The organism is Clostridium sp. CM74B_53, assembly GCF_036318045.1.
Classification (GTDB): domain Bacteria; phylum Bacillota; class Clostridia; order Lachnospirales; family Lachnospiraceae; genus Pilosibacter.
The window spans coordinates 167,994-190,287 of the sequence record NZ_JAWQDE010000004.1; the positions used below are offsets into that span (position 1 = coordinate 167,994).

19 protein-coding genes are annotated in these 22,294 nt (G+C 51.5%); 13 read left to right on the forward strand and 6 right to left on the reverse strand.

The window, feature by feature from the left end; all coding sequences use genetic code 11:
- The first annotated feature begins 59 nt into the window (after window positions 1-59).
- The 10 genes from V2546_RS04980 to V2546_RS05025 all read left to right on the forward strand — a co-directional run bounded on the left by V2546_RS04980 (window position 60) and on the right by V2546_RS05025 (window position 10,627).
- The gene (locus tag V2546_RS04980) at window positions 60-1,238 is read left to right on the forward strand and encodes a TFIIB-type zinc ribbon-containing protein (RefSeq protein ID WP_329751699.1); all 1,179 of its coding nucleotides are present in this window, start codon (window positions 60-62) and stop codon (window positions 1,236-1,238) included.
- Window positions 1,238-2,203 (forward strand): TPM domain-containing protein, encoded by a 966-nt coding sequence (locus V2546_RS04985; protein ID WP_252197620.1) that lies wholly within the window; start codon window positions 1,238-1,240, stop codon window positions 2,201-2,203. Before V2546_RS04980 ends, V2546_RS04985 begins: the two co-directional genes overlap by 1 nt.
- Window positions 2,204-2,206: 3 nt before the next feature.
- The gene (locus tag V2546_RS04990) at window positions 2,207-3,121 is read left to right on the forward strand and encodes a ketopantoate reductase family protein (protein ID WP_329751700.1); all 915 of its coding nucleotides are present in this window, start codon (window positions 2,207-2,209) and stop codon (window positions 3,119-3,121) included.
- Between the two features lie 87 nt (window positions 3,122-3,208).
- Window positions 3,209-3,625 carry a DUF3842 family protein gene (locus V2546_RS04995; RefSeq protein WP_118297066.1) on the forward strand — a complete coding sequence of 139 codons (417 nt, stop codon included), beginning with the start codon at window positions 3,209-3,211 and terminating at the stop codon, window positions 3,623-3,625.
- A 216-nt stretch (window positions 3,626-3,841) separates the two neighbouring features.
- Window positions 3,842-4,963 carry a M23 family metallopeptidase gene (locus V2546_RS05000; protein ID WP_329751701.1) on the forward strand — a complete coding sequence of 374 codons (1,122 nt, stop codon included), beginning with the start codon at window positions 3,842-3,844 and terminating at the stop codon, window positions 4,961-4,963.
- An 80-nt stretch (window positions 4,964-5,043) separates the two neighbouring features.
- A complete protein-coding gene (locus V2546_RS05005) occupies window positions 5,044-7,236 on the forward strand; it encodes a glucose PTS transporter subunit IIA (RefSeq protein ID WP_329751702.1) in 2,193 nt (730 codons plus the stop codon).
- A gap of 36 nt (window positions 7,237-7,272) precedes the next feature.
- The gene (locus V2546_RS05010) at window positions 7,273-7,530 is read left to right on the forward strand and encodes an HPr family phosphocarrier protein (RefSeq protein WP_118532855.1); all 258 of its coding nucleotides are present in this window, start codon (window positions 7,273-7,275) and stop codon (window positions 7,528-7,530) included.
- Between the two features lie 16 nt (window positions 7,531-7,546).
- Window positions 7,547-9,166, forward strand: a complete 1,620-nt coding sequence (ptsP, locus tag V2546_RS05015; RefSeq protein WP_329751703.1) for a phosphoenolpyruvate--protein phosphotransferase — start codon at window positions 7,547-7,549, stop codon at window positions 9,164-9,166.
- A gap of 80 nt (window positions 9,167-9,246) precedes the next feature.
- Window positions 9,247-10,080 carry a Cof-type HAD-IIB family hydrolase gene (locus tag V2546_RS05020; protein WP_118297142.1) on the forward strand — a complete coding sequence of 278 codons (834 nt, stop codon included), beginning with the start codon at window positions 9,247-9,249 and terminating at the stop codon, window positions 10,078-10,080.
- 226 nt (window positions 10,081-10,306) lie between these two features.
- Window positions 10,307-10,627: a YerC/YecD family TrpR-related protein gene (locus V2546_RS05025; protein WP_118297061.1), complete on the forward strand. Its 321-nt coding sequence runs from the start codon at window positions 10,307-10,309 to the stop codon at window positions 10,625-10,627.
- Between the two features lie 155 nt (window positions 10,628-10,782).
- Here the strand turns inward: V2546_RS05025 and V2546_RS05030 are convergent, their stop codons facing one another.
- The 6 genes from V2546_RS05030 to V2546_RS05055 all read right to left on the reverse strand — a co-directional run bounded on the left by V2546_RS05030 (window position 10,783) and on the right by V2546_RS05055 (window position 18,378).
- Complete coding sequence (locus tag V2546_RS05030) at window positions 10,783-11,406, reverse strand: DUF1836 domain-containing protein (RefSeq protein WP_329751704.1); 624 nt, start codon at window positions 11,404-11,406, stop codon at window positions 10,783-10,785.
- A 195-nt stretch (window positions 11,407-11,601) separates the two neighbouring features.
- The gene (locus tag V2546_RS05035; protein WP_329751705.1) at window positions 11,602-12,615 is read right to left on the reverse strand and encodes a TAXI family TRAP transporter solute-binding subunit; all 1,014 of its coding nucleotides are present in this window, start codon (window positions 12,613-12,615) and stop codon (window positions 11,602-11,604) included.
- 210 nt (window positions 12,616-12,825) lie between these two features.
- A complete protein-coding gene (locus V2546_RS05040; RefSeq protein WP_118297058.1) occupies window positions 12,826-14,076 on the reverse strand; it encodes a sodium/glutamate symporter in 1,251 nt (416 codons plus the stop codon).
- Between the two features lie 421 nt (window positions 14,077-14,497).
- Window positions 14,498-15,748 carry a sodium/glutamate symporter gene (locus V2546_RS05045; RefSeq protein WP_329751706.1) on the reverse strand — a complete coding sequence of 417 codons (1,251 nt, stop codon included), beginning with the start codon at window positions 15,746-15,748 and terminating at the stop codon, window positions 14,498-14,500.
- A 333-nt stretch (window positions 15,749-16,081) separates the two neighbouring features.
- Window positions 16,082-16,768, reverse strand: coding sequence for a response regulator (locus tag V2546_RS05050; RefSeq protein WP_329751707.1), 687 nt, complete (start codon window positions 16,766-16,768; stop codon window positions 16,082-16,084).
- The gene (locus tag V2546_RS05055) at window positions 16,756-18,378 is read right to left on the reverse strand and encodes an ATP-binding protein (protein ID WP_329751708.1); all 1,623 of its coding nucleotides are present in this window, start codon (window positions 18,376-18,378) and stop codon (window positions 16,756-16,758) included. The genes V2546_RS05050 and V2546_RS05055 overlap by 13 nt, the downstream gene beginning before the upstream one ends.
- Window positions 18,379-18,888: 510 nt before the next feature.
- Between V2546_RS05055 and gap the strand changes: the two genes are divergently transcribed.
- From gap to tpiA, 3 genes are all read left to right on the forward strand, one after another.
- On the forward strand, window positions 18,889-19,908 hold the full coding sequence (gap, locus tag V2546_RS05060) for a type I glyceraldehyde-3-phosphate dehydrogenase (protein WP_117552041.1): 1,020 nt from the start codon (window positions 18,889-18,891) through the stop codon (window positions 19,906-19,908).
- A gap of 97 nt (window positions 19,909-20,005) precedes the next feature.
- Window positions 20,006-21,229 (forward strand): phosphoglycerate kinase, encoded by a 1,224-nt coding sequence (locus tag V2546_RS05065; protein ID WP_015554971.1) that lies wholly within the window; start codon window positions 20,006-20,008, stop codon window positions 21,227-21,229.
- Between the two features lie 296 nt (window positions 21,230-21,525).
- On the forward strand, window positions 21,526-22,275 hold the full coding sequence (tpiA, locus tag V2546_RS05070) for a triose-phosphate isomerase (RefSeq protein ID WP_118532841.1): 750 nt from the start codon (window positions 21,526-21,528) through the stop codon (window positions 22,273-22,275).
- Window positions 22,276-22,294 lie beyond the last annotated feature (19 nt).

Consider the following 22,294-nt stretch of genomic DNA (forward strand, 5'->3'; position numbering starts at 1 on the left):
TCCCGGATTGTTTCGGAATGACAGTCCGGGAGTTATGCCAGATACAGGGGGAAAAAGAGATGGCACTTGTAAGTTATAAATGCCCCAACTGCGGCGGCTCAGTGGTCTTTGATCCGAAAAAGCAGAAATTCTGCTGTGAGTTCTGCATGTCAGAATTTACGGAGGAAGAGATGAAAGCCGCGGCTCTGAGTTCAACAGAGACCAGCGGTGTGCAGGATGGGGGTGATACCTCCGGGACAGCGGGAACGGAGGCACAGGCAGAAAGCGGGGTTAATGCGAAAGCAGGCACCGAAACAGGTGCAGATCAAATATCCGATATGGCACAGAGTGGCCGTGCAGGCAGCACAGATCAGAATGAGGACGCTCTCGTCTACATTTGTCCGAGCTGCGGTGCGGAGGTCGTGACGGATGCCACGACAGCGGCGACGTTCTGCTATTACTGCCACAACCCGGTCGTCCTCTCCGGAAAGCTTTCCGGGGAATTCCTGCCGGACTATGTGATCCCGTTTGCGATGGATAAGAAACAGGCGACGGGGATCTTCCTTGACTGGATCAAAAAGAAAAAATATATCCCGGATGACTTTTTCTCAAAAAGTCAGATCGAGAAGTTCTCCGGCGTGTATTTCCCGTACCTGATGTACAGCTGCAAGGTGGACGGAAAGATCCAGGCGGAAGGTGAAAAACAGCGGACCTGGGTTGCAGGAAATATCCGGTATACGGAGCATAAAAAATACCGGATGGAGCGCGCAGGGGAACTCGATGTCAGAAATGTGACGAGAAATGCCTTAAAGAAAAATAACAGCGCACTCGTGGAAGGCGTTCTGCCCTTCGATATGGAAAAGCTGAAATCGTTTGATATGGGATACCTCTCGGGGTTCCAGGCGGAAAAGCGGGATATGGAGAAAGAAGCTCTGACGCCGGAGGTGGAGCAGGAAGTAAAGCAGTACACGGTGGAACAGCTGAAAAACGACGTGATGGGACAGTACTCCGCAGTCCGCGTGGATCAGAGTGACACAAATATCCGGGACGCAAAGTGGCAGTATGCCCTGCTCCCGGTGTGGATCCTTACATATAGGGATAAGGCCAGAAAAGACGAACTCTATTACTTTGCGATGAACGGGCAGACAGGAAAGATCTGCGGAAAGCTTCCGGTCGCAAAAGGAAAGCTTGTGAAATTGTTCCTGGAGATCTTTGTGCCGGTTGCGGCGATCCTGATGATCGGAGGGTGGTTCCTGTGATGAAAATGAAGTGGATAACTGAAAAGACGGGGAAGAACAGTGGGAAAAACAGGGGCATTCTGGGAGCGGCAGGAAGATCGCTGAAAGTTTTCCTGGCAGCAGGCGTCCTTGGGATCTTCCTCTCGGGAACTGCCTTCGCAGCGTCCGGTGAGGACGCGTACCGCATGGCGGAGGGAACGGAAAACTATGCCGATGTCTACGATATGGCGGATCTTTTTACGGACGAAGAAGAACAACAGCTCTCCGGACAGGCGCAGACGCTTTCTGAGAAGATGAAGATGGAGGCGGTCATCGTCACGACGGAGGAAAATTCTGACTCCGCGCAGGTGTTTGCGGACGGATTTTACACGGAGGGCGGCTTTGGAACAGGCTCTGACCATTCGGGAATCCTATTCCTCATCGACATGGACAACCGGGAGCTCTATATTTCCACGACCGGACAGATGATCCGGTACATGACGGACAGCCGGATCGAGGACGTCCTGGATGATGTTTACGGGTATGCGTCGGATGCCGATTATTACGGGGCGGCTTCAGCATTTCTTGCAGATACGGAAACGTGTTATGCGAACGGGATCTCGAAAGATCAGTACAATTATGACACGGAGACGGGAAAGATCAGCCGTTACCATCATCTGGAATGGTATGAGATCCTGTTTGCGATCGGCATTGCGGCAGTCTGCGGCGGCGCGGCGGTGGCCTCTGTGCTCAGAAGCTACAGTCTTCACGGGGAAGATAAGCGGATGGCTGCGAACTTTAAGCTCTCTTATCGGCGTGACAGCCGGTTTACCATGGGAAATATTCTCGCGGATGCCCTGCTGACTTCGTATATTACGCAGCAGGTGATCGCATCACAGAAAAATAACCGTCCGGGCACCGGAGGAGGAAGTTTTTCCGGCGGCGGCAGGTCATCCACCCACAGTTACGGTGGAAACAGCCACGGCGGCGGGGGAAGGAAGTTTTAAGGAATGGAGATCAGGACGATCGGGATCATCGGACAGGGCGCGCTCGGCGTCATGTACGGAAATCATCTGACAAAGAAGCTCGGAAATGGGCATGTATTTTTTATCGCGGACGAAACGCGTGTGGAACGATACCGCAAGACGGGCATGAGCTGCAACGGGGAGAAATGCGGATTTACATACCGCTCCCCGGCGGAAGCAGTGACGGCAGATCTCATCATCTTTGCCGTCAAATTTATGGGAATGGAGAGTGCGATCCGGACCGTGAAGCCGTTTGTCGGGGAGAATACCCTGTTCTTGTCGGTGCTCAACGGGATCTCCAGCGAGGGGATGATCGAGGAAGTATACGGGGCGGATCATGTGCTCTATGCCTGCGTTCAGGGAATGGACGCTGGAAAGGATGGGAGCGCGGTCACTTACAAAAATATGGGCTACATCACCATCGGAAATAAGGATAAGAGCCGCGATGAGAAGTTAAAAGCGGTGACGGATCTGTTTGACCGGACCGGACTTTCCTACCAGGTTCCGGACGATATCCTGAGGGAACAGTGGAACAAACTCATGTTAAACACCGGCGTCAACCAGGTGACGGCAGTCTACGGCGCACCGTACAGCCTGATCCAGAAAGAGGGAGAGGCGCGGACCATGATGATCGAGGCCATGCGCGAGGTTCTCCGCGTGGCGGACACTCAGGATGTGGATCTTTCGGAGGCGGACATTTCCTACTGGCTGGACCTTCTTGCAACCCTGAATCCGGATGGACATACGTCCATGTGCCAGGACGTGCTCGCGGGACGGCCGACGGAGGTGGAGCTGTTTGCGGGGACGATGTTAAAGATCGCGGAGGAAGAGGGACTTTCTCTTCCGGTGAACGCGTTTTTGTATGAGCGGCTGAAGGAGCTGGAGACAGCTGAAGATTGAAAGTAAGGAGAGCTGCGGGAACGCTCCGGCAGGTCTTTGTGCCTGCAGTGCTGAAACATGGCAGGAAGGTGAAAGAAGGAGAAATACATGACGATCATGGTAATTGACGGCCAGGGCGGAAAGATGGGAAAAGGTCTGGTGGAAATGTTGAAGAAAAGCTGCCCGGAGGACGAGATCCTAGCAATCGGGACGAACAGCATCGCTACGGCGGCGATGTTAAAGGCGGGGGCAGATGCCGGTGCGACGGGAGAAAACCCGGCGGTCGTCACAAGCCGCACGGCGGACATCATCGTGGGCCCGATGGGGATCGTTATCGCGGACTCCCTGATGGGGGAGATCACCCCGAAGATGGCCGTTGCGATCGGCCAGAGCCCGGCAAAAAAGGTTCTGATCCCGGTGAACCGCTGCCAGCATTTTGTTGTGGGCTGCAGGGACGTTTCGATGGGAGAATATGTAAAGCTCGCGGTGGAGGAAGTGCTGAAGATCCGGCGCGGGGAGCTGTAAATAAGCGCTGATAAAAAGACGAAGACACCTGATTTTTGATGATCTGGGTGGATTCGTCTTTTTTTATTGTTTAGTTCTTCCATATCATCCAGAGCTTTTTCTGTGATTCTTGCCAGCGTGTCCACTGCGCATATTCTTCTGCCTGTCCGCATACACTGATGTGTATGCAGGCGCATCAGGCGCGTGCGCGTAAAGGTGACGGAAGGAGTGTCTGCCATGGGGAAAAAGATGCATCCGGGATCGGGAGCTGTGATCGGAGCGCAGCTTGTGATCCTTTTGATCCTGACGGCTTCCCTGTGTGTCCAGAGCAGGAAAGCGGCGGCGGAGAATACATATGCGATCATGGAGGAGAGCGGCGGGGAAAAGAAAGACTATATCCACTGGGTGGAATTTACCGTCCCGGCGGAAGTCATGCAGAAAGCATTCCGCCTGGACATGGGAAGTATCCAGGAGGATGTTCATCTGAACTGGGTGGAACTGCTTGCATATCTCGGAGCAAAATACGGCGGGGATTTCGAGCGGTTCCGGCAGGCAGATCTCGACGCGGTGACGGAAAAACTGAAGTCCGGGATGACGATGGAGGAGCTCACGAAGGACATGAAATACTATGCCTATTACCGGGAGGCATACGGTGCAGTCCTCGACGGGATGGTCGGATATTTTGAGCAGGAGACGGAGGCGCCGGAAGACCTCACACAGAGCGGAACGGGTGAAAATGGAAATGCGAAGACCGTCTGGCTCAGAAAATATGGTCTGAAAGCATTCTCACCGATCGCGAAAAACTTCCCGTACAGTGATTTCGACGATTTCGGTGCATCCCGATCCTACGGATTCAAGAGAAAACACCTGGGTCATGACATGATGGGGCAGGTGGGGACGCCGGTGATCGCGGTGGAATCCGGATATGTGGAGGCACTTGGCTGGAACCAGTACGGCGGATGGCGGATCGGGATCCGGAGTTTCGATAAAAAACGGTACTATTATTACGCCCATCTGCGCCAGAATTACCCATACCAGTCAAATCTCAAAGAGGGCAGTATCGTGACGGCGGGAGATGTGATCGGATACCTGGGCAGGACCGGATACAGCACCACGGAGAACACCAACAACATCACAACTCCGCACCTGCACTTCGGGATCCAGCTCATCTTCGATGAATCCCAGAAAGAGGGAAACAACGAGATCTGGATTGACTGCTACGAGATCGTGAAGTTCCTGCGGCTGAATCAGAGCGAGACTGTGAAGGTGGAAGGGACTAAAGAGTGGACGAGAGTCTACGGGATGAAAGATCCGGATGTACCGGGAGAAGAGGAAAATTCAGAGAGAGGTCATGGATAAAATCTTAAGAATCTCCCCATAATAATCAGAGTAATAAGGCACTGCCTGCAAAACTAACAGAAAACGAAAGGGTGAGATTCATGAAAGATCAGGTCTTTGGTGTCCTTCAGAGGATCGGGAGATCGTTCATGCTGCCGATCGCGCTGCTTCCGGCGGCGGGACTTTTGCTCGGTATCGGCGGTTCATTCTCAAATGTCACGATGCTCAAGGCATACGGGCTGACGAGGATCATGGGACCGGGAACCTTCTGGAACGCACTGTTCATGGTCATGAGCCGGGCCGGGGACATCGTGTTCACAAATCTCCCGATCCTCTTTGCCATGGGTGTTGCGATCGGGATGGCAAAGAAGGAGAAGGAAGTTGCAGCGTTAGCGGCGGTCATCTCGTTCCTCGTCATGCATGCTGCGATCGGAGCGATGATCGAAGTAAACGGCGGAGCGGATTCCCTGAAAGAGGGCGCCGGCGCCATGGTCGCGGGGATCTGGTCCCTGCAGATGGGAGTGTTCGGCGGGATCCTCGTGGGGCTTGGGACGGCATGGCTCCACAACCGGTATTATAAGATCGAGCTTCCCCAGGTGCTCTCGTTTTTCGGCGGAACGCGGTTTGTCCCGATCGTGTGCGCCCTGTTTTACGTTCTCGTGGGGATCCTCATGTACTTTGTCTGGCCGCCGGTCCAGACGGCGATCTCCGGAGTCGGCCGGTTCGTGCTCCGCTCCGGTTACCCGGGAACCTGGTTTTACGGCTTTGTGGAGCGGGCGCTGATCCCGTTTGGTCTGCACCATGTGTTTTACATCCCATTCTGGCAGACAGCGGTCGGCGGGTCCATGGAGATCGGCGGGAAAGTCGTGGAAGGCGCCCAGAACATCTTTTTCGCGGAACTCGCGGACCCTGCAGCAGCGAGATTTTCTGTGGAGGCGACAAGGTTCATGGCGGGAAAGTTCCCACTTATGATCTTCGGACTCCCCGGCGCAGCTCTCGCCATGTATCAGGCGGCGCTGCCGGAAAAGAAAAAGGAGGTATCGGGGTTGTTCCTCTCCGCCGCACTGACTTCCATGCTCACAGGGATCACGGAACCGCTGGAGTTTACATTCCTCTTTACAGCGCCTCTGCTCTATGGGATCCACTGTGTATTTGCCGGTCTGGCGTACATGCTGATGCACATGCTCAGCGTGGGCGTCGGAATGACATTCTCCGGCGGACTGATCGACCTGTTTCTGTTCGGGATCCTTCAGGGGAATGAAAAGACCGGATGGCTCTGGATCGTGGTGATCGGTGTGTTTTATTTCCTCGTGTATTATGCGGTGTTCCTGATCGTAATCCGGAAACTCGATTATAAGACGCCAGGGCGGGAGAGCGGGACCGCGGCAAAGCTTTATACGAGAGATGATGTGGAGCAGAGGAAACAGGATAAAAGAAACAAAACTGTTTCAAAAAACGCGAAAAACGAAAAAGATAGAGCAAAAGAAGCAAAGAATCCCGCAGAGACAGCCGGGGGACCGCACCAAAGTCAGAATGATAACGAAAAAAATCCGGAGAGATCCGGGGAGTCGCGCTCGGGAAAAATCCTCCGGGGACTCGGCGGCATGGACAACCTCACTGATGTGGACTGCTGCGCGACGCGGCTCCGCTGTACTGTAAAAGATGAAAAGAAAGTGGATGAGACGATCTTAAAAGCGACCGGGGCATCCGGCGTCATCAAAAAAGGAAACGGCGTCCAGATCATCTATGGTCCGCAGGTGTCTGTCATCAAGTCGGATCTGGAAGAATATATGGAAGCGTGTGAACAGGCACAAAATGCGTCAACTGTGATCAGAAGTCCCATGACCGGGACCGTCATTCCGCTTGAAGAGGTCCCGGACGAGGCGTTTGCCGGAGCCATGATGGGGGACGGTGCGGCGATCGTACCTACAGACGGGATCGTGCAGGCCCCGGCGGATGGAGAGGTGACCTTTGTGTTTCCCACAAAGCATGCCGTCGGATTCCGGACGGATGTCGGTCATGAGATGCTGATCCATGTCGGGATTGACACGGTGTCCCTGTCCGGAGACGGATTTGAGGCTTTCGTGAGCGACGGGGATCATGTGCGGGCGGGAGAGCCGCTTTTAAAGGTGGATATCCGGAAGATCGGGGACCGGGTTCCGTCCATGGCATCGCCGGTCCTCTTCACGGACCTTGCGGAGAATATGGAAGTCAGGGTATTGAAAAAAGGGCAGATCCATGCAGGTGAGCCTTTCATGGAAGTGCACCGGAAAGCTGACGTTGGATTTTGCTGATCCGGAATGCGAAAATAAAAAGGAAGTGGGTTGATTATGGAGAAGTTTCAGTATACAATTACAGACGAGATCGGAATTCACGCAAGACCGGCGGGGGAACTCGCGAAGCTTTCAAAAGAATTCCGTTCAAAGATCACCTTGAAGACAGACACAAAACAGGCAGACGCGGAAAAACTGATGGCAGTGATGGCTCTCGGGATCCGTCATGGTCAGACGATCAACGTTGAGATCGACGGGACGGATGAAAAGACGGCGGCAGAAGCGGTACGGAAGTTTTTTGAGGCAAAACTGTGAGGCAGAAACAAAAAGTATGGAAATCATTAAAGGAAAATCAATTTTAAATAAAGTGGCGATCGGACCGATCCTCTACCACAGAAAGACGGAGAGCCAGGTCAAACGCCGCACGGTGGAAAATACGGAAGCGGAGATCAGCCGGTACAAAGCGGCAGTGAAATGCGCCGAGGACGAGCTCAAGGCACTCCACAAAAAGGCGTGTGAGCAGGTCGGAGAGACCGGAGCGGCAGTGTTTGAGGTCCACATGATGATGCTGGAGGACGCAGACTACCGGGATTCCGTTCTGAATATCATCAAAAATCAGAAGACGAACGCGGAGTACGCAGCCGCGGTGACCGGTGACAACTTTTACCGGCTCTTTGCGGACATGGATGATGAATATTTCCGTGCCCGGGCGGCGGACGTAAAGGACATCACAGACCGGCTGCTAAAGATCCTCTCCGGCGATGCGGTGGAATCCGGTTTCCTGACAAAACCGGTGATCCTGATGGCGGAGGACCTCGCGCCGAGCGAGACGGTCCAGCTGGAAAAAGACATGCTGCTCGGATTTATCACCGAACAGGGGTCTCCGAACTCCCACACGGCGATCCTCGCGCGCAGCATGAACATTCCGGCGCTGGTCTCCGTGCCGGTGAAAGAGTCCTGGGACGGAAAGATGGCGGTCATCGACGGCGAGACCGGAACCCTCTATGTGGATCCGGATGAGAAAACGCTGGCGGATATGAAGAAAAAGAAGCTGGCGGAGGAAGAGAAAGAGCGTCTGCTCCAGGAGTTAAAGGATAAAGAGGATGTCACCCTGGACGGGACGAAGGTAAAACTCTATGCGAACATCGGGGACGTCTCAGATGTCGCGGAGGCATTAAAGAGCAATGCGGCTGGGATCGGTCTGTTCCGGAGTGAATTCCTGTACCTTGAGAAGAAGACGTACCCGACCGAGGAGGAACAGTTTGCCGCATACCGCCAGGTGGCGGAGATGATGGCGGGAAAGGAAGTCATCATCCGGACGCTTGACATCGGCGCCGATAAGCAGGCGGACTATTTTAAATTAAAGAAAGAAGAGAACCCGGCGATGGGATACCGCGCGATCCGGATCTGCCTGACAAGACCGGAGATCTTCCGGACGCAGCTTCGGGCAATCTATCGCGCGAGTGCCTTCGGGAAGATCTCGATCATGTTCCCAATGATTGCGTCCCTCTGGGAGGTAAAAAAGGCGAAGGAGATCGCCGCTTCCGTCCGGGATGAGCTGAAGGAACAGGGAGTTCCGTTCGGCGATGTGGCGATCGGCATCATGATCGAGACCCCAGCGGCAGCGATCATCAGCGGAGACCTCGCGAAAGAGGTGGATTTCTTCAGCATCGGAACGAACGACCTTGTCCAGTACACACTCGCCATCGACAGGCAGAATGAAAAACTGGACCAGTTTTACGATCCGAAACATCCGGCCGTCCTGAAACTGATCCGCTATGTGGCGGAGAGCGGCCACAAATATGGATGTACGGTGGGAATCTGCGGTGAGCTGGGTGCGGAGACAGATCTCACGGAGGAATTCCTTAAGATGGGGATCGACGAACTCTCTGTGTCCCCGTCGTTCTTACTGACGGTGAGAAAGAAGATCAGGGAGATCGATCTCTCCTGATGTCTGAGCGAATAAAAATGAATACTGCGGGAGAACCGGAAACGGATCCGGTTTCAGAGTCCGCTGATACAGGAGAAGATATGCAGACAGAAAAAAATATGGCAGGTCCTTACGAGATCATCGTCCTGGACCTTGACGGCACGCTGACGAACCGGGACAAGGTGATCACACCGAGGACGAAAGCGGCACTCATGAAGGCGCAGGAGCGCGGAAAAAAGGTGGTCCTCGCGTCGGGACGTCCCACGCAGGGCGTAATGCCGCTCGCAAAAGAGCTTCGCCTGGAGGAATACAGCGGATACATTCTTTCCTTCAACGGCGGGCGGATCATCAACTGCAAGACCGGGGAGACGGTGTTTGCGAGATCCCTTCCGGTGTCCGCAAATAAAAAGATCATCGGACTTGCGGAGGAAAATCAGGTGGATATCGTGACATACGAGGGCAGCAGGATCATCGCATCGAACCCGGAATCCCCATACACAAAACTGGAGAGCCGGATCAACGGGATGGAGATCTGGAAGCCGGAGAATATGGCTGAGTATGTAAATTTCGAGGTGCCGAAATTCCTCATGATGGAGGACGGGGATTACCTCGCAATGGTGGAGCCGAAGGTGAAGGCGGCGATGGGAAAGAATTTCAGTGTTTACCGCTCAGATCCGTTCTTTCTCGAGATCCTCCCGAAGGGGATCGACAAAGCCCAGAGTCTGGAGCGTCTGTTGGAAGTTCTGGGACTCACGAGAGAGCAGATGATCGCCTGCGGGGACGGTTACAATGATCTCACGATGATCAAATACGCCGGTCTCGGCGTCGCGATGGAGAATGCGGTCCTTCCGGTGCGGAACGCGGCGGACTATATCACGGCATCGAACAACGATGACGGGGTGGGGCTGGTTGTCGAGAAATTTATGCTGGCGTGAGAAATGAAAAAAGGTTCATGATATCGAAATGCAAAATTGGCTGCCGATATTCCATCGGGATATGGCAGCCATAACTATTTCCGCTTTTTTATACAGAAAGACTGGACTTTTTGAATCTAACGTGTTAAACTGTGATTAGTGCGTGAAACAGATCGATCCATAAAAATGCAGCAGAAAAAGATCCAGACTCTGCTGCAAATATGAAGCAGAAGGGGTAACAGGTATCATGAACAAGAAAATCAAGACAGATGCGGTCGACCATCTTTTTGAGGCAATCCTGACATTAAAGACACCGGAAGAGTGCTATGCGTTTTTTGAGGATGTCTGCACAGTGAATGAGCTTTTGTCCTTATCCCAGCGTTATGAAGTTGCAAAAATGCTGAGAGAGAAACGGACGTATCTCGATATCGCGGAGAGCACAGGTGCTTCCACCGCGACGATCAGCCGTGTAAACCGTTCCTTAAACTACGGAAGCGACGGATATGATATGGTATTTAAGCGTCTCGGATTCGAAAAACTCGATGATGAGGACGATGCGGAAAAATAAGATATGAAGAAAAAGACCTTCGTACAGGAGCGGAATGGGGATCTGCTTCCGGACGAAGGTCTTTTGGTATATTAGTTTGCCCGTAATCTGCCATGCATCCGAAGGAAAGCTCCGGGGGGAGGTTCCCGTAGGTGTGAAGGTACTGAACAGCTACATTATTTTTTCTTTTTCGGCGGATTCTCAGCCCTGAGTTCGTCGGCCAGGCGCTCGATCATCTGCTTTTTTAAGAACACATCAAAGGCGAGCTCACAGATAAACCCGAAAAGCTGGAGCGATTCCGCATTTTCCGGCTCTGCGCTGCCCTCTGCGCCGGAAGGAAACGTCTCCTTCGCCTTCTCAAATTTCTCTTTCACATCTTCCTTTAACCGATCCATCTGTCCGTGTTCCATCGAGAAGACCTTCGTGTAGATCTCCGCAAGGGAAGATTCGTCATCCGTATCGAAATGGTGCTCTATAACATAGGAAAGAACCGTTTCGATATCCGTAAAACTCAGCAGATTTTTAAAATAATAGATAAATACCAGGAGCAGGATATGTTCCTGGGTATACTTTTTCTTTACCGGGGATGGAAGCAGGTTGTTCTTCGCATAGTTGTTGATCATCGTTTTTGTCAGGACCTTGTCTTCCGGGTAGCGCTTTAACTCACCGAGGTGCTTCTCCATAAAGGTCGTCACCTGATCCATGTAAAGGTCGATCTGCGGGATCTCGTCTACATGAATATGGTCTAGGCTGTCCAGGTGAGCGAGCAGCTCATTCAGTCGTTCTTCATTCGTTTTCATGGTGAAACTCCTTTCATCCATCTATTATATAGTATTAAAAACTATATGACAAGGGGTAAAGATGATTTTTCTGCGTACGAAAAGAAAAACACGTTACAGTACACGGGCACTCTATGCCTGCGCACTGTAACAAAAAACACACCACCAGAAAAAATCTGGTGATGTGTGGAAACCATGCATTCGAAATCCTGCCGCCTACCTGCTGTGTTCCTCCAAAAGTCCCTTTTCCTTATAAAAACGCTCTGCTCCGGCATGCAGTTCGATCGGGAGATCGTTGAACATGAACCCGGACTGGGCGGTGTAGGAGAGGGCGGGGTGAAGGTCCTTTAAGCGGTCACGGTTCTCATAGAGGATCGAGGTGATCTCGTAGACGAGGTCTTCATCCAGATCTGCGCGGACGCAGAGGAGGGCCTTGATCCCGAAGGTTGCGATATCTTCGTCCTGGCCTTTATAAGTTCCAGACGGGATCTGATCCATATAGTAGAACGGGTTCGAGCGGATGATGGAGCGGAGCTCGGAGTCCGTGTATTTTAAAAGATGGCATGGAACCGTGTCTGCCAGCTCCGCAAGCCCGGAGATCGGCACCCCGGTAAATCCATGGATCGCGTCGAGCGTCCTGTTTTTAACCTCGTCAGCGCCTGATCCGAGACCACAGTTGACGAAGGTGGAGTTCTGGTCGGTGATTCCGAGAGTGCCCAGGGAAACCTTTGCCGCGAGTTCTGTGGTGGAATCCTGGGGACCGACACCGAGACGGTTTCCTTTTAAGTCGTGAACATAAAAGATCCCGGAGTCATCCCGCGCCATCCAGTTCGAAAGACTCGGATAGAGAGCCGCAATGACTTTCAGATCTTTGAATTCGTGATCCTTGAATTCACCGGTCCCGTTTACCGCGGAGAAAGCAATGTCGCCGCTCACAAGTCCGAGATCGATACTGCCGTCCTGGAGAGAGTGGACATTTCCGGAGGAGCCGGTCGAGGCGCTGATATTGATCTTGATGGAAGAATCAGCATCTCCTATCACGAGGGAGATCGCCTTTCCGACCGGATACATCGTTCCGCCGCTGTCGGCAGTTCCGATCGTAAGGATCTTTAAAGAATCTGATCTTGCTTCTGTCTGGCGCTGCGCAGTTTCGGATGATTTTCCGCAGCCACCAAGGACAAGACCGGTACAGGCGAGGAACAAAGAAATTGTGTGTAAAAATTTATGCATGAAGTATATCCCATTCCTTGTATTAAAACCTGTCGGCTGTAAAAAGAACCTGACAAGTTTTGTAACTTTTGGAATGAGTATAGCATAAAAACCATCGCAGATTCAATGTTATTTTGAAAAAACCGGGCAAAAAACCGGGCGGAAAGTGGGGGATTCCGCCCGGTGAAAAGAGGGAGGTCAAATGACCTTTAGTGAATGTCACATGTATTTCTATGAACGGAATAAGCCTCCGAAGATAGAAAGGAAGATCGGGTTGTAGATATCGTCGATGATAACGGCAAAGGACGGATACAAAACCCATGCGATGGTGTGCCAGCCGTACTGGTCCATGATCGCTTTCTCGTTTGCGACGGCATTGGAACCGGAACCGCAGCCCCAGCCGATGTTTCCGGCTGTCATGACAGCTGCGCCGTAATCGCGGCCGAAGAGATTGAAGGATACAAAGATTCCAAAGAGTGCCATGAAGATACCCTGTGCAACGAGAACGATTCCCATCTGACCTGCAAGCGGAGCAAGCTTTGTAAAGTCTGTGGTCATGAGAACGAGTGCAAGGTAAAGCTCAAGGAACATATGCTCGATCGCTTCTACTTCCGGAACATAGAACTTGATGCCGGCAGCTTCCATGACGTTTCTTGCGATCGCACCTGCGAAGAGGCAGCCGATGAATTTCGGCATCTCGATCATCGGGATGTTGTCGAGTAAGCAGTAGATCGGCATACCGAGTGCTGCGAGAAGAAGACATAATGCAAACATCATGATCATTCTTGTGTTGTCGAGTTCCGGAACTTTACCGGTTGCGTGTGCTTCCGGCTTGTCGTTCGGATCAGCTTTTAAGCCGTGCTTTGCGATCAGAAAAGCAGCGACCGGGCCGCCGATGAGGGAGCCCATGATGTTTCCCATGGTACCTGCCGCAACACCGACAACGGTAGCGTCTGCAGCGCCCCACTCTTCAAAGATCGGGCCAAATGCAGAAGCAGTACCAACGCCGCCGGACATGGCTGCGGAAGAGCACTGAAGGGCCAGGAGCGGATGCATGCCGATCAGCTGGCTCAGGGCATAACCTAAAAGGTCCTGGCAGGTGATCAGGAGGCATGCAGCGAATGCGATCAGGGCACAGAGTTTTCCGCCCGCATGTCTTAACATCTTTGCGCTGAAGCCGAAGCCTACGCAGAGGAAGAATAAGTTCTGGCAGAGATCCTTCATGATCGTCGCGTCGAAGGAGATTCCGACGATTCCTGCCCCCTTGATGCAGGATACGATGATCGAGAAGATCAGACCGGAAATAACAGGCGCCGGAATCGCGTATTTTCTGAGCGTCTCAGAACGGGCAACGATGGCCCTGCCGAGGAAGATCACGATGGCCGCGAAACCGAGAGTACACAGGTACTCAAACTTGAAAGAGGCGACTGCTCCGTCGGCTGCCGGTTTGTAGGTGCCGAAATAACTGATGATACTTTCCATAAGAGTTCCTCCAATCCTTTTTTGGCTTTCCGGGTCATATCATTCCGTCCGCTTCTGAGACCGGAAGGTTTTCTGTCTCCCCACAGAGGAAACGGTCGGATCACCCGGAAGATAAAACTTTAGTAACTTGAAAATCAGGAAGGACCGTTGCTAAAATTTATGAAAAAAGTATAAAATATTATAAAAATATTTGCAATTTTTCGAAACTATTAACCGACAAAAGTAACTAAAGTTATAAAATTGCAGTAAAAAACTTACAAAAACAGATGTAGAGAAACAATAAAGATGAACAGATACTTAACGGAGAAAGACTTGACAGTAAGAAATAAGTCGTAAAAAAATCCCCCGGGAGAGTGGGGAGCTCTCCTGAGGGATTTTTAAGGGAGGTTCTGTATAATTCGTGAAAACCTTATGTTTCCGATCAGCCTTTGAATAATCCACCAAAGATGGAAAGGAAGATCGGGTTGTAGATATCATCGATGATAACCGCGAAGGACGGGTAAAGAACCCATGCGATGTTGTGCCATCCGTACTGATCCATAACGGCTTTCTCGTTCGCAACGGCATTCGGACCGGAACCGCAGCCCCAACCGATGTTGCCGGCTGTCATAACGGCTGCGCCGTAGTCACGGCCAAAGAGGTTGAAGGATACGAAGATACCGAACAGAGCCATCAGGATCGCCTGTGCTACGAGGACGATACCCATCTGACCTGCAACCGGGGCAAGCTTTGTGAAGTCTGTTGTCATAAGAACAAGTGCAAGGTAAAGCTCCAGGAACATATGCTCGATGGCGTCAACCTCCGGAACATAGAACTTGATGTTTGCTGCTTCCATAACGTTTCTTGCGATGGCACCTGCGAAGAGGCAGCCGATGAATTTCGGCATCTCGATCATCGGGATGTTGTCGAGTAAGCAGTAGATCGGCATACCGAGAGCAGCGAGAAGTAAGCACATTGCGAACATCATGATCATCTTTGTATTGTCAAGCTCCGGTGCTTTGCCGGTTGCCTTTGCTTCCGGTTTATCGTTCGGGTCAGCCTTTAAACCGTGCTTTGCGATCAGGAAAGCCGCAACCGGACCACCGATGAGGGAGCCCATAACGTTACCAAGAGTACCTGCCGCAACACCGATCGTTGTAGCATCCTGTGCACCCCAGCCCTCGAAGATCGGACCAAAGGCAGATGCGGTACCAACACCACCGGACATCGCTGCGGAAGAACACTGAAGAGCGAGGAGCGGATTTAAGTTGATCAGGTGAGCGATCGCAACACCGAGAACATCCTGACAGGTGATCAGGAGGCAGGCTGCAAATGCGATCATGACGCAGAGCTTTCCGCCTGCATGTCTTAACATCTTTGCGCTGAAGCCGAAGCCTACGCAGAGGAAGAAGAGGTTCTGACAGAGGTCTTTCATGACCTTTGCGTCAAAACTGATACTGACTGTGCCGGTCATCTTGATCGCGGACATTACGAGTGAAAAGATGATACCGGAAACAACCGGAGCAGGAATCGCGTATTTTCTTAACGCCGCGGAATGTGCGACGATTGCGCGTCCGAGGAAGATTACGATTGCTGCAAAGCCGAGAGTACATAAATACTCAAATTTAAAATTTGCGATTGCGCCATCGGCAGCTGGTGTGTAGGTGCCGAAATAGCTGATGATACTTTCCATAAAAAATCCTCCAATCCTTTTTTGGTAACTGTCTTGCATCAGTTACAGTCGTTTTTACCTTTTGCGTTGCTGAGATCTTTCAGTTTCTGTATTTTTAAAAACTGCTCACAGTAAAAAAACAGCTTCCACCGTTTATACCCCGCTTATTTTGGTGGAAAAAGTGTAAAAACTTTATAAAAAGAATAAAATATTTTGTATATAATGTCAATTTATGTAAGTATCTAACGAATTATGTAATTATCGTAACCGGAAAAATCACTTTCGTTCGCCACGCTCTGAACAGAAGACTCCGCCGGATCAGATCCGTGCAGAGTCTTAAGAAATGCCTGTTTATTATTTTTTCCCGAATCCGTATTTGATGGAAGGGCGTCCTCCCGTCTTATAGTCGATGGTGCTGATGATCTCTCCGGTGTCCACCATATAATTCATATATCGCCGGATCGTAATGCGGGAGAGATGGATCTGCTCGGCGATCTGTTCGCTGGTGAAGAAGCCGTCAGGATTTGCCATCAGATATTCCCGGACCATATTGAGGGTAGTCTCGTTCAATCCCTTTGCCAGCGTCGGTTTTGCCTCTGTTGTGGGCTCGCTTCCGGAAACCAGACGGTCGATGGCGTGCTGGTCCAGATTGGCATGGGAATCTTCCAGGTACTTCTTCATCTCCGCAAAACGGTCAAGAGCCGCCTTAAAACGTGTATATTCAAACGGTTTTACAAGATAATCCGTGACGCCGCGGTTTAAGAGCGAGCGGACGATATCCGTGTCATTCGCGGAGGTGACCATGATCACATACGGGGTGAGTCCTGCCGCATGGAGCGCGTCGAGGAATTCACCGCCGTTCATGACTGGCGCATAGTAATCGAGGATCACGAGATCAACAGGATTTGTTTTGATATAGGGCAGAGCCTCCGCTCCGTTTTTGAAGAGATGTTCTACACGGAAGTTGGTACTGACTTCGATATATTGTTTATTGATGGATGCGACCATCGGGTCGTCTTCAATGATGATTACATGGTACATGATGGTTTCTCCTTTCCGGTAAATGTAATGGTAAAGCAGGTTCCTTCTCCTTCTTCTGTTTCGATGGAGATATCCCCGTGCGATTCTTCAACAAGTTGTTTGATCAGGAAAAGTCCGGTTCCGCGGTTTTCGCCTTTGGATGAGACTCCACGCTCATAGATCCGGTCGATCAGATCCGGCCGGATCCCACCGCCGGTGTCCTCACAGGTGATGATGTTGCAGTCCGGATCGCAGTAGAGTCCAAGCGTGATCTCTTTGATCTCATGCTCCCCGTTGGAAAGCTCCTCAATCGCGTTTTCGAGAAGGTTTCCGATGATCGTGATGTAATCTTCCATCGGCAGCAGCAGATCTTTCTCAAGACACCGGCTGTCGGGGGATACCGTGAGCAGGATCCCGAGTTCTGCGGCGTGCATCATCTTTCCGATGACCAGGGCGCAGATCTTTGATACGCGGATGCAGTCGGCTGTCTGCCGGATCGACTGGCTGGAGACGAGGTTGCTGTTGATGATGAATTTGATGGCTTCCTCTGTCTGACCTGTCTGGAGGTAGCCGAGTATGACATGAAGTTTATTTAAGAATTCATGGTTAAAAGCCCTCAGTGTGTCCAGCATCGCCTTTGCTCCGGTGAGCTCATCCATGACGGTTTCCATATCGGTCTGGTCATTGATGATGGTCAGGACGGCATGGGAACCTGTCTGGGAGTTGACGGGAACTTCGCTCACGAGAAGTCTGTGGTTCCCGTTGGTGCAGGCCCGGTGGTAGGACGGAACTCCGGAAGTCAGGACGCGGTCTGCCTGGGAGGCAGGAAAGAGGTCCTTAAAATGGCAGCCTTCAGTGGCCGGCGCCGGCTGCGGCAGCTGAAAGAGCTGTCTTGCCGCCTGGTTTGCATAGGCGATCACGCCATTCGAATCGGTCGCGATCAGACCTTCTTCCAATGCATTCAGAACGACATCCTGGCGGAGATAGAGATCAAGAAGCTCGGTCGGATGATGGCCCATCAGGGAATCGCGCAGGAGCGACACGAGTCCGTGCGACAGAAGGACACTGGCCACCAGCATGACCATTGCGGCCAGTAAATAGGTAGGAAAGAGCGTTTGCATCTGCTCGAAGATATACGTGTTGAAGACGGATGCCATGATAAAGCCGATGATGTGCCCGTCCTTACTGAGGACCGCATGGAAGGCGCGCCGCTGTGTTCCGTGGGTGCCGTAGCCGGTCGTGATGTAGGGCTGGCTTCCTTTTAAGATCGCTTCTTCCTCGCCGCCGACGAAGGTCTCGCCGGTCTCCTGACGGTTCGTGTGATAAAAGCGGAGACCGTTGGTGTTGTAGACGGCGATGACGTTGAGGTCGGAAAAGTTTTCGGACAGGGAATCCAGCTCTTCAATAGCAGAGTCATCCGGATATCCGTTTTCCAGCATGGAGATCACGTTGTCCATCGACGCGATGTAGGAGGCGAGCGCACTGATATTTTTATCGATCTCCTGTCGCTGGCGTGTGATCGTCGAGAACAGGGTGATACTTAGGGAGAGGAGCAGAAGACAGATGGATACTGCCATGAAGCTTAAAAAGAGCTGACTCTCCAGGGATAGTTTTCGGAATTTCTGTATCATATGTGGGTCCTCCGGGAGTGGGATGGAAAATATTTATCACTTAGTATATAGAAAATGAGGGGGAGATGCAAGAGGGGAAAAGAGAAAAATGTGCTTGAAAAAATGTGCTGGCGGGCCGGTGAGAGTTCGACTGGATGTGCTGGGGATGCCGGGAGGAAGCCAGCTCCCGGGATCAGGCACATCCAGCCGAACTCTCACCGGCTGGTTGGGGGATTGGCGGGATTAAGAAAAGGGTTTGCTGGCATGCAAAGTAATTTTTTCTGAGAGGGAAGAAGAGAAGAGTCCGGGAGGGGGCGATTTTGTTTGAAGTCTTACAGGCGGGCTGGAGGATGGTGGGATGATGAGGGAAGGTTAGGCGGCTTTGGGACGGTTTTATTTAGGAAAAGATTTCAAAAAGGACTTGCTATTTCTATAGGAATTGGGTACAATAACCTTAAGGTTGATTATTATTTAACAATCCATGACTGTTCAACGTGAACAATCACATCATTTTCTAGGAGGAAAAGAAAAATGGCAGTTAAAGTTGCGATTAATGGTTTTGGCCGTATTGGCCGTCTTGCATTCAGACAGATGTTTGGCGCAGAGGGATTCGAGATCGTTGCGATCAACGACTTAACCTCTCCGGAGATGCTCGCACACCTTTTAAAATATGACTCCACACAGGGCAGATACGCTCTTGCAGATACCGTATCTTACGGTGAAGACTCCATCACAGTTGATGGCAAAGAGATCAAGATCTACGCGAAAGCAAACGCAGCAGAGCTTCCGTGGGGCGAGATCGGTGTAGACGTTGTTCTTGAGTGTACAGGCTTCTACACATCCAAAGCAAAAGCACAGGCTCATATCGATGCAGGCGCTAAGCACGTTATCATTTCCGCTCCGGCAGGAAACGATCTTCCGACGATCGTTTACAACGTAAACCACGAGACATTAAGCAAAGATGACCACATCATCTCCGCTGCTTCCTGTACAACAAACTGCCTCGCTCCGATGGCAAAAGCATTAAACGATGCTTACCCGATCCAGTCCGGTATCATGTGCACAATTCACGCTTACACAGGCGACCAGATGACACTTGACGGACCGCAGAGAAAGGGCGACAAGAGAAGAAGCCGTGCTGCAGCGATCAACATCGTTCCGAACAGCACAGGTGCTGCAAAGGCAATCGGTCTTGTAATTCCGGAATTAAACGGCAAGCTCATCGGTTCTGCTCAGCGTGTTCCTACACCGACAGGTTCCACAACAATCTTAACAGCTGTTGTTAAGGGCCAGCCGACAAAGGAATCCATCAACGCAGCAATGAAGGCAGCTTCCAACGAGTCCTTCGGCTACAACACAGATGAGATCGTTTCCAGCGATATCGTTGGTATGAGATACGGTTCTCTCTTCGATGCAACACAGACAATGGTTCTTCCGATCGACGAGAACACATCTGAGGTTCAGGTTGTATCCTGGTACGACAACGAGAACTCCTACACAAGCCAGATGGTTCGTACCATCAAGCACTTCGGAAAACTGTTAAACGCTTAATTTCGCGCAGTTATCGAAGAAAATAGACTCAGCAAAGGGTCCGGTCTGATGAGGACCGGACCCTTTTTTTCGATTTATAAAAAGGAGGAATTCCAACATGTCTTTAAATAAGAAAACAGTTGATGATATCAACGTAAAGGGAAAGAGAGTGCTGGTCCGCTGCGATTTCAACGTACCGTTAAAGGACGGTAAGATCACAGACGAGACACGTATCAACGCGGCTCTTCCGACAATCCAGAAGCTGATCAACGATGGCGGCAAAGTGATCCTTTGCTCCCACCTTGGAAAAGTAAAAAATGGCCCGAACGAGGGAGAATCCCTGGCTCCGGTTGCAAAGAGCCTTTCTGAGAAACTCGGAAAAGAAGTTGTTTTCGTATCCGATTACAACGTAACCGGCGAAGCTGCAACAAAGGCTGTGAACGCAATGAAAGAGGGAGATGTCGTTCTTCTTCAGAACACCCGTTTCCGCGGAGCTGAGGAGACAAAGAACGGCGAACAGTTCAGCAAAGAGCTGGCTGACCTCGCAGACGATTATGTATGCGACGCATTCGGTTCCTCCCACAGAGCACACGCTTCTGTAGCTGGCGTTACAAAATTCATCTCCGCAAAGGGCGGCTCCAACGTAGTCGGCTACCTGATGGAGAAAGAGATCGCTTTCCTTGGAAACGCGGTTGAGAATCCGGTTCGCCCGTTCGTTGCGATCCTCGGCGGCGCGAAAGTTGCTGATAAGTTAAATGTAATCTCCAACCTCCTTGAGAAGTGCGATACTCTTATCATCGGCGGCGGTATGGCTTACACCTTCTTAAAGGCACAGGGCAAGGAGATCGGTAAGTCCTTAGTTGACGATACAAAGATCGATTACTGCAAAGAGATGATGGATAAGGCAGCAAAGCTTGGCAAGAAGCTTCTTCTTCCGGTTGATACGACGGTTGTCTCTGAGTTCCCGAACCCGATCGATGCTCCGGTCGAGGTTGAGTATGTTTCCGTAGATGCGATCCCGGCTGACAAAGAGGGCGTTGACATCGGACCTGAGACCTGCAAGATCTACGCGGACGCAGTGAAGAACGCAAAGACTGTTGTATGGAACGGACCGATGGGCGTATTCGAGAACCCGACACTTGCTGCTGGTACGATCGCAGTGGCAAAGGCACTTGCTGAGACAGATGCGACAACGATCATCGGCGGCGGTGACTCCGCAGCAGCTGTCAACCAGCTCGGCTTCGGCGACAAGATGAGCCACATCTCCACAGGCGGCGGCGCATCCTTAGAGTTCCTGGAAGGAAAAGAACTCCCGGGCGTTGCAGCAGCTGACGATAAGTAAATGAATGAATGAAACCAGTACACCGTGCGCCGGAACAGGCGTGGAAGGGCGCTGCAAGCTCGCTTGCACAAGCCCTTTCAGGTCTGTTCCGGTATAGGGGGAGCAAATGTACGCATTTACTTCCCTGGCTGTAAATATTATAGTGTCCGAGATTTCAGATCCGGGGCGGTGATCCCGTCCCGGATTTTGTCATAGTATGGAAAACTGCAGATGTAGTTTTTGAATGTTATCGTTCAGAGAGAATCCTGTATATGGATCTTGAAGATAAATATTGGTATATATGGGGGTAGATAACCATGGCAAGAAAGAAAATTATCGCTGGAAACTGGAAAATGAACATGACTCCGTCCGAGGCAGTGGCACTCGTTGAGACATTAAAGCCGCTCGTTAAGACGGAGGAAGCGGACGTTGTATTCTGCGTACCGGCTATCGACATCATTCCTGTCGTAAAGGCATGCGAGGGAACAAACATCGAGGTCGGCGCTGAGAATATGTATTTCGAGGAGAAGGGCGCGTACACAGGCGAGATCTCCCCGAACATGCTGACAGATGCCGGCGTAAAATATGTGATTATCGGACATTCCGAGAGAAGAGAGTACTTCGCTGAGACAGATGAGACTGTCAATAAGAAAGTCTTAAAGGCATTCGAGCATGGACTGACCCCGATCATCTGCTGCGGTGAGACTCTTACCCAGAGAGAACAGGGCATCACTCTGGACTGGATCCGCAAACAGGTGAAGATTGCGTTCCAGAACGTGACAGCAGACCAGGCGAAGACTGCTGTGATCGCTTATGAGCCGATCTGGGCGATCGGAACCGGAAAGACAGCAACGACAGAACAGGCCGAGGAAGTCTGCGGAGCGATCCGTGCGTGCATCGGTGAGATCTACGATGAGGCAACAAAGGAAGCAATCCGCATCCAGTACGGTGGATCTGTAAATGCCGGAAATGCTGCAGAGCTCTTTGCGCAGGTGGATATCGACGGAGGACTTGTCGGCGGCGCATCCTTAAAGGCTGATTTCGGAAAGATCGTCAACTACAAATAGTACATGTACATCCTGGCGC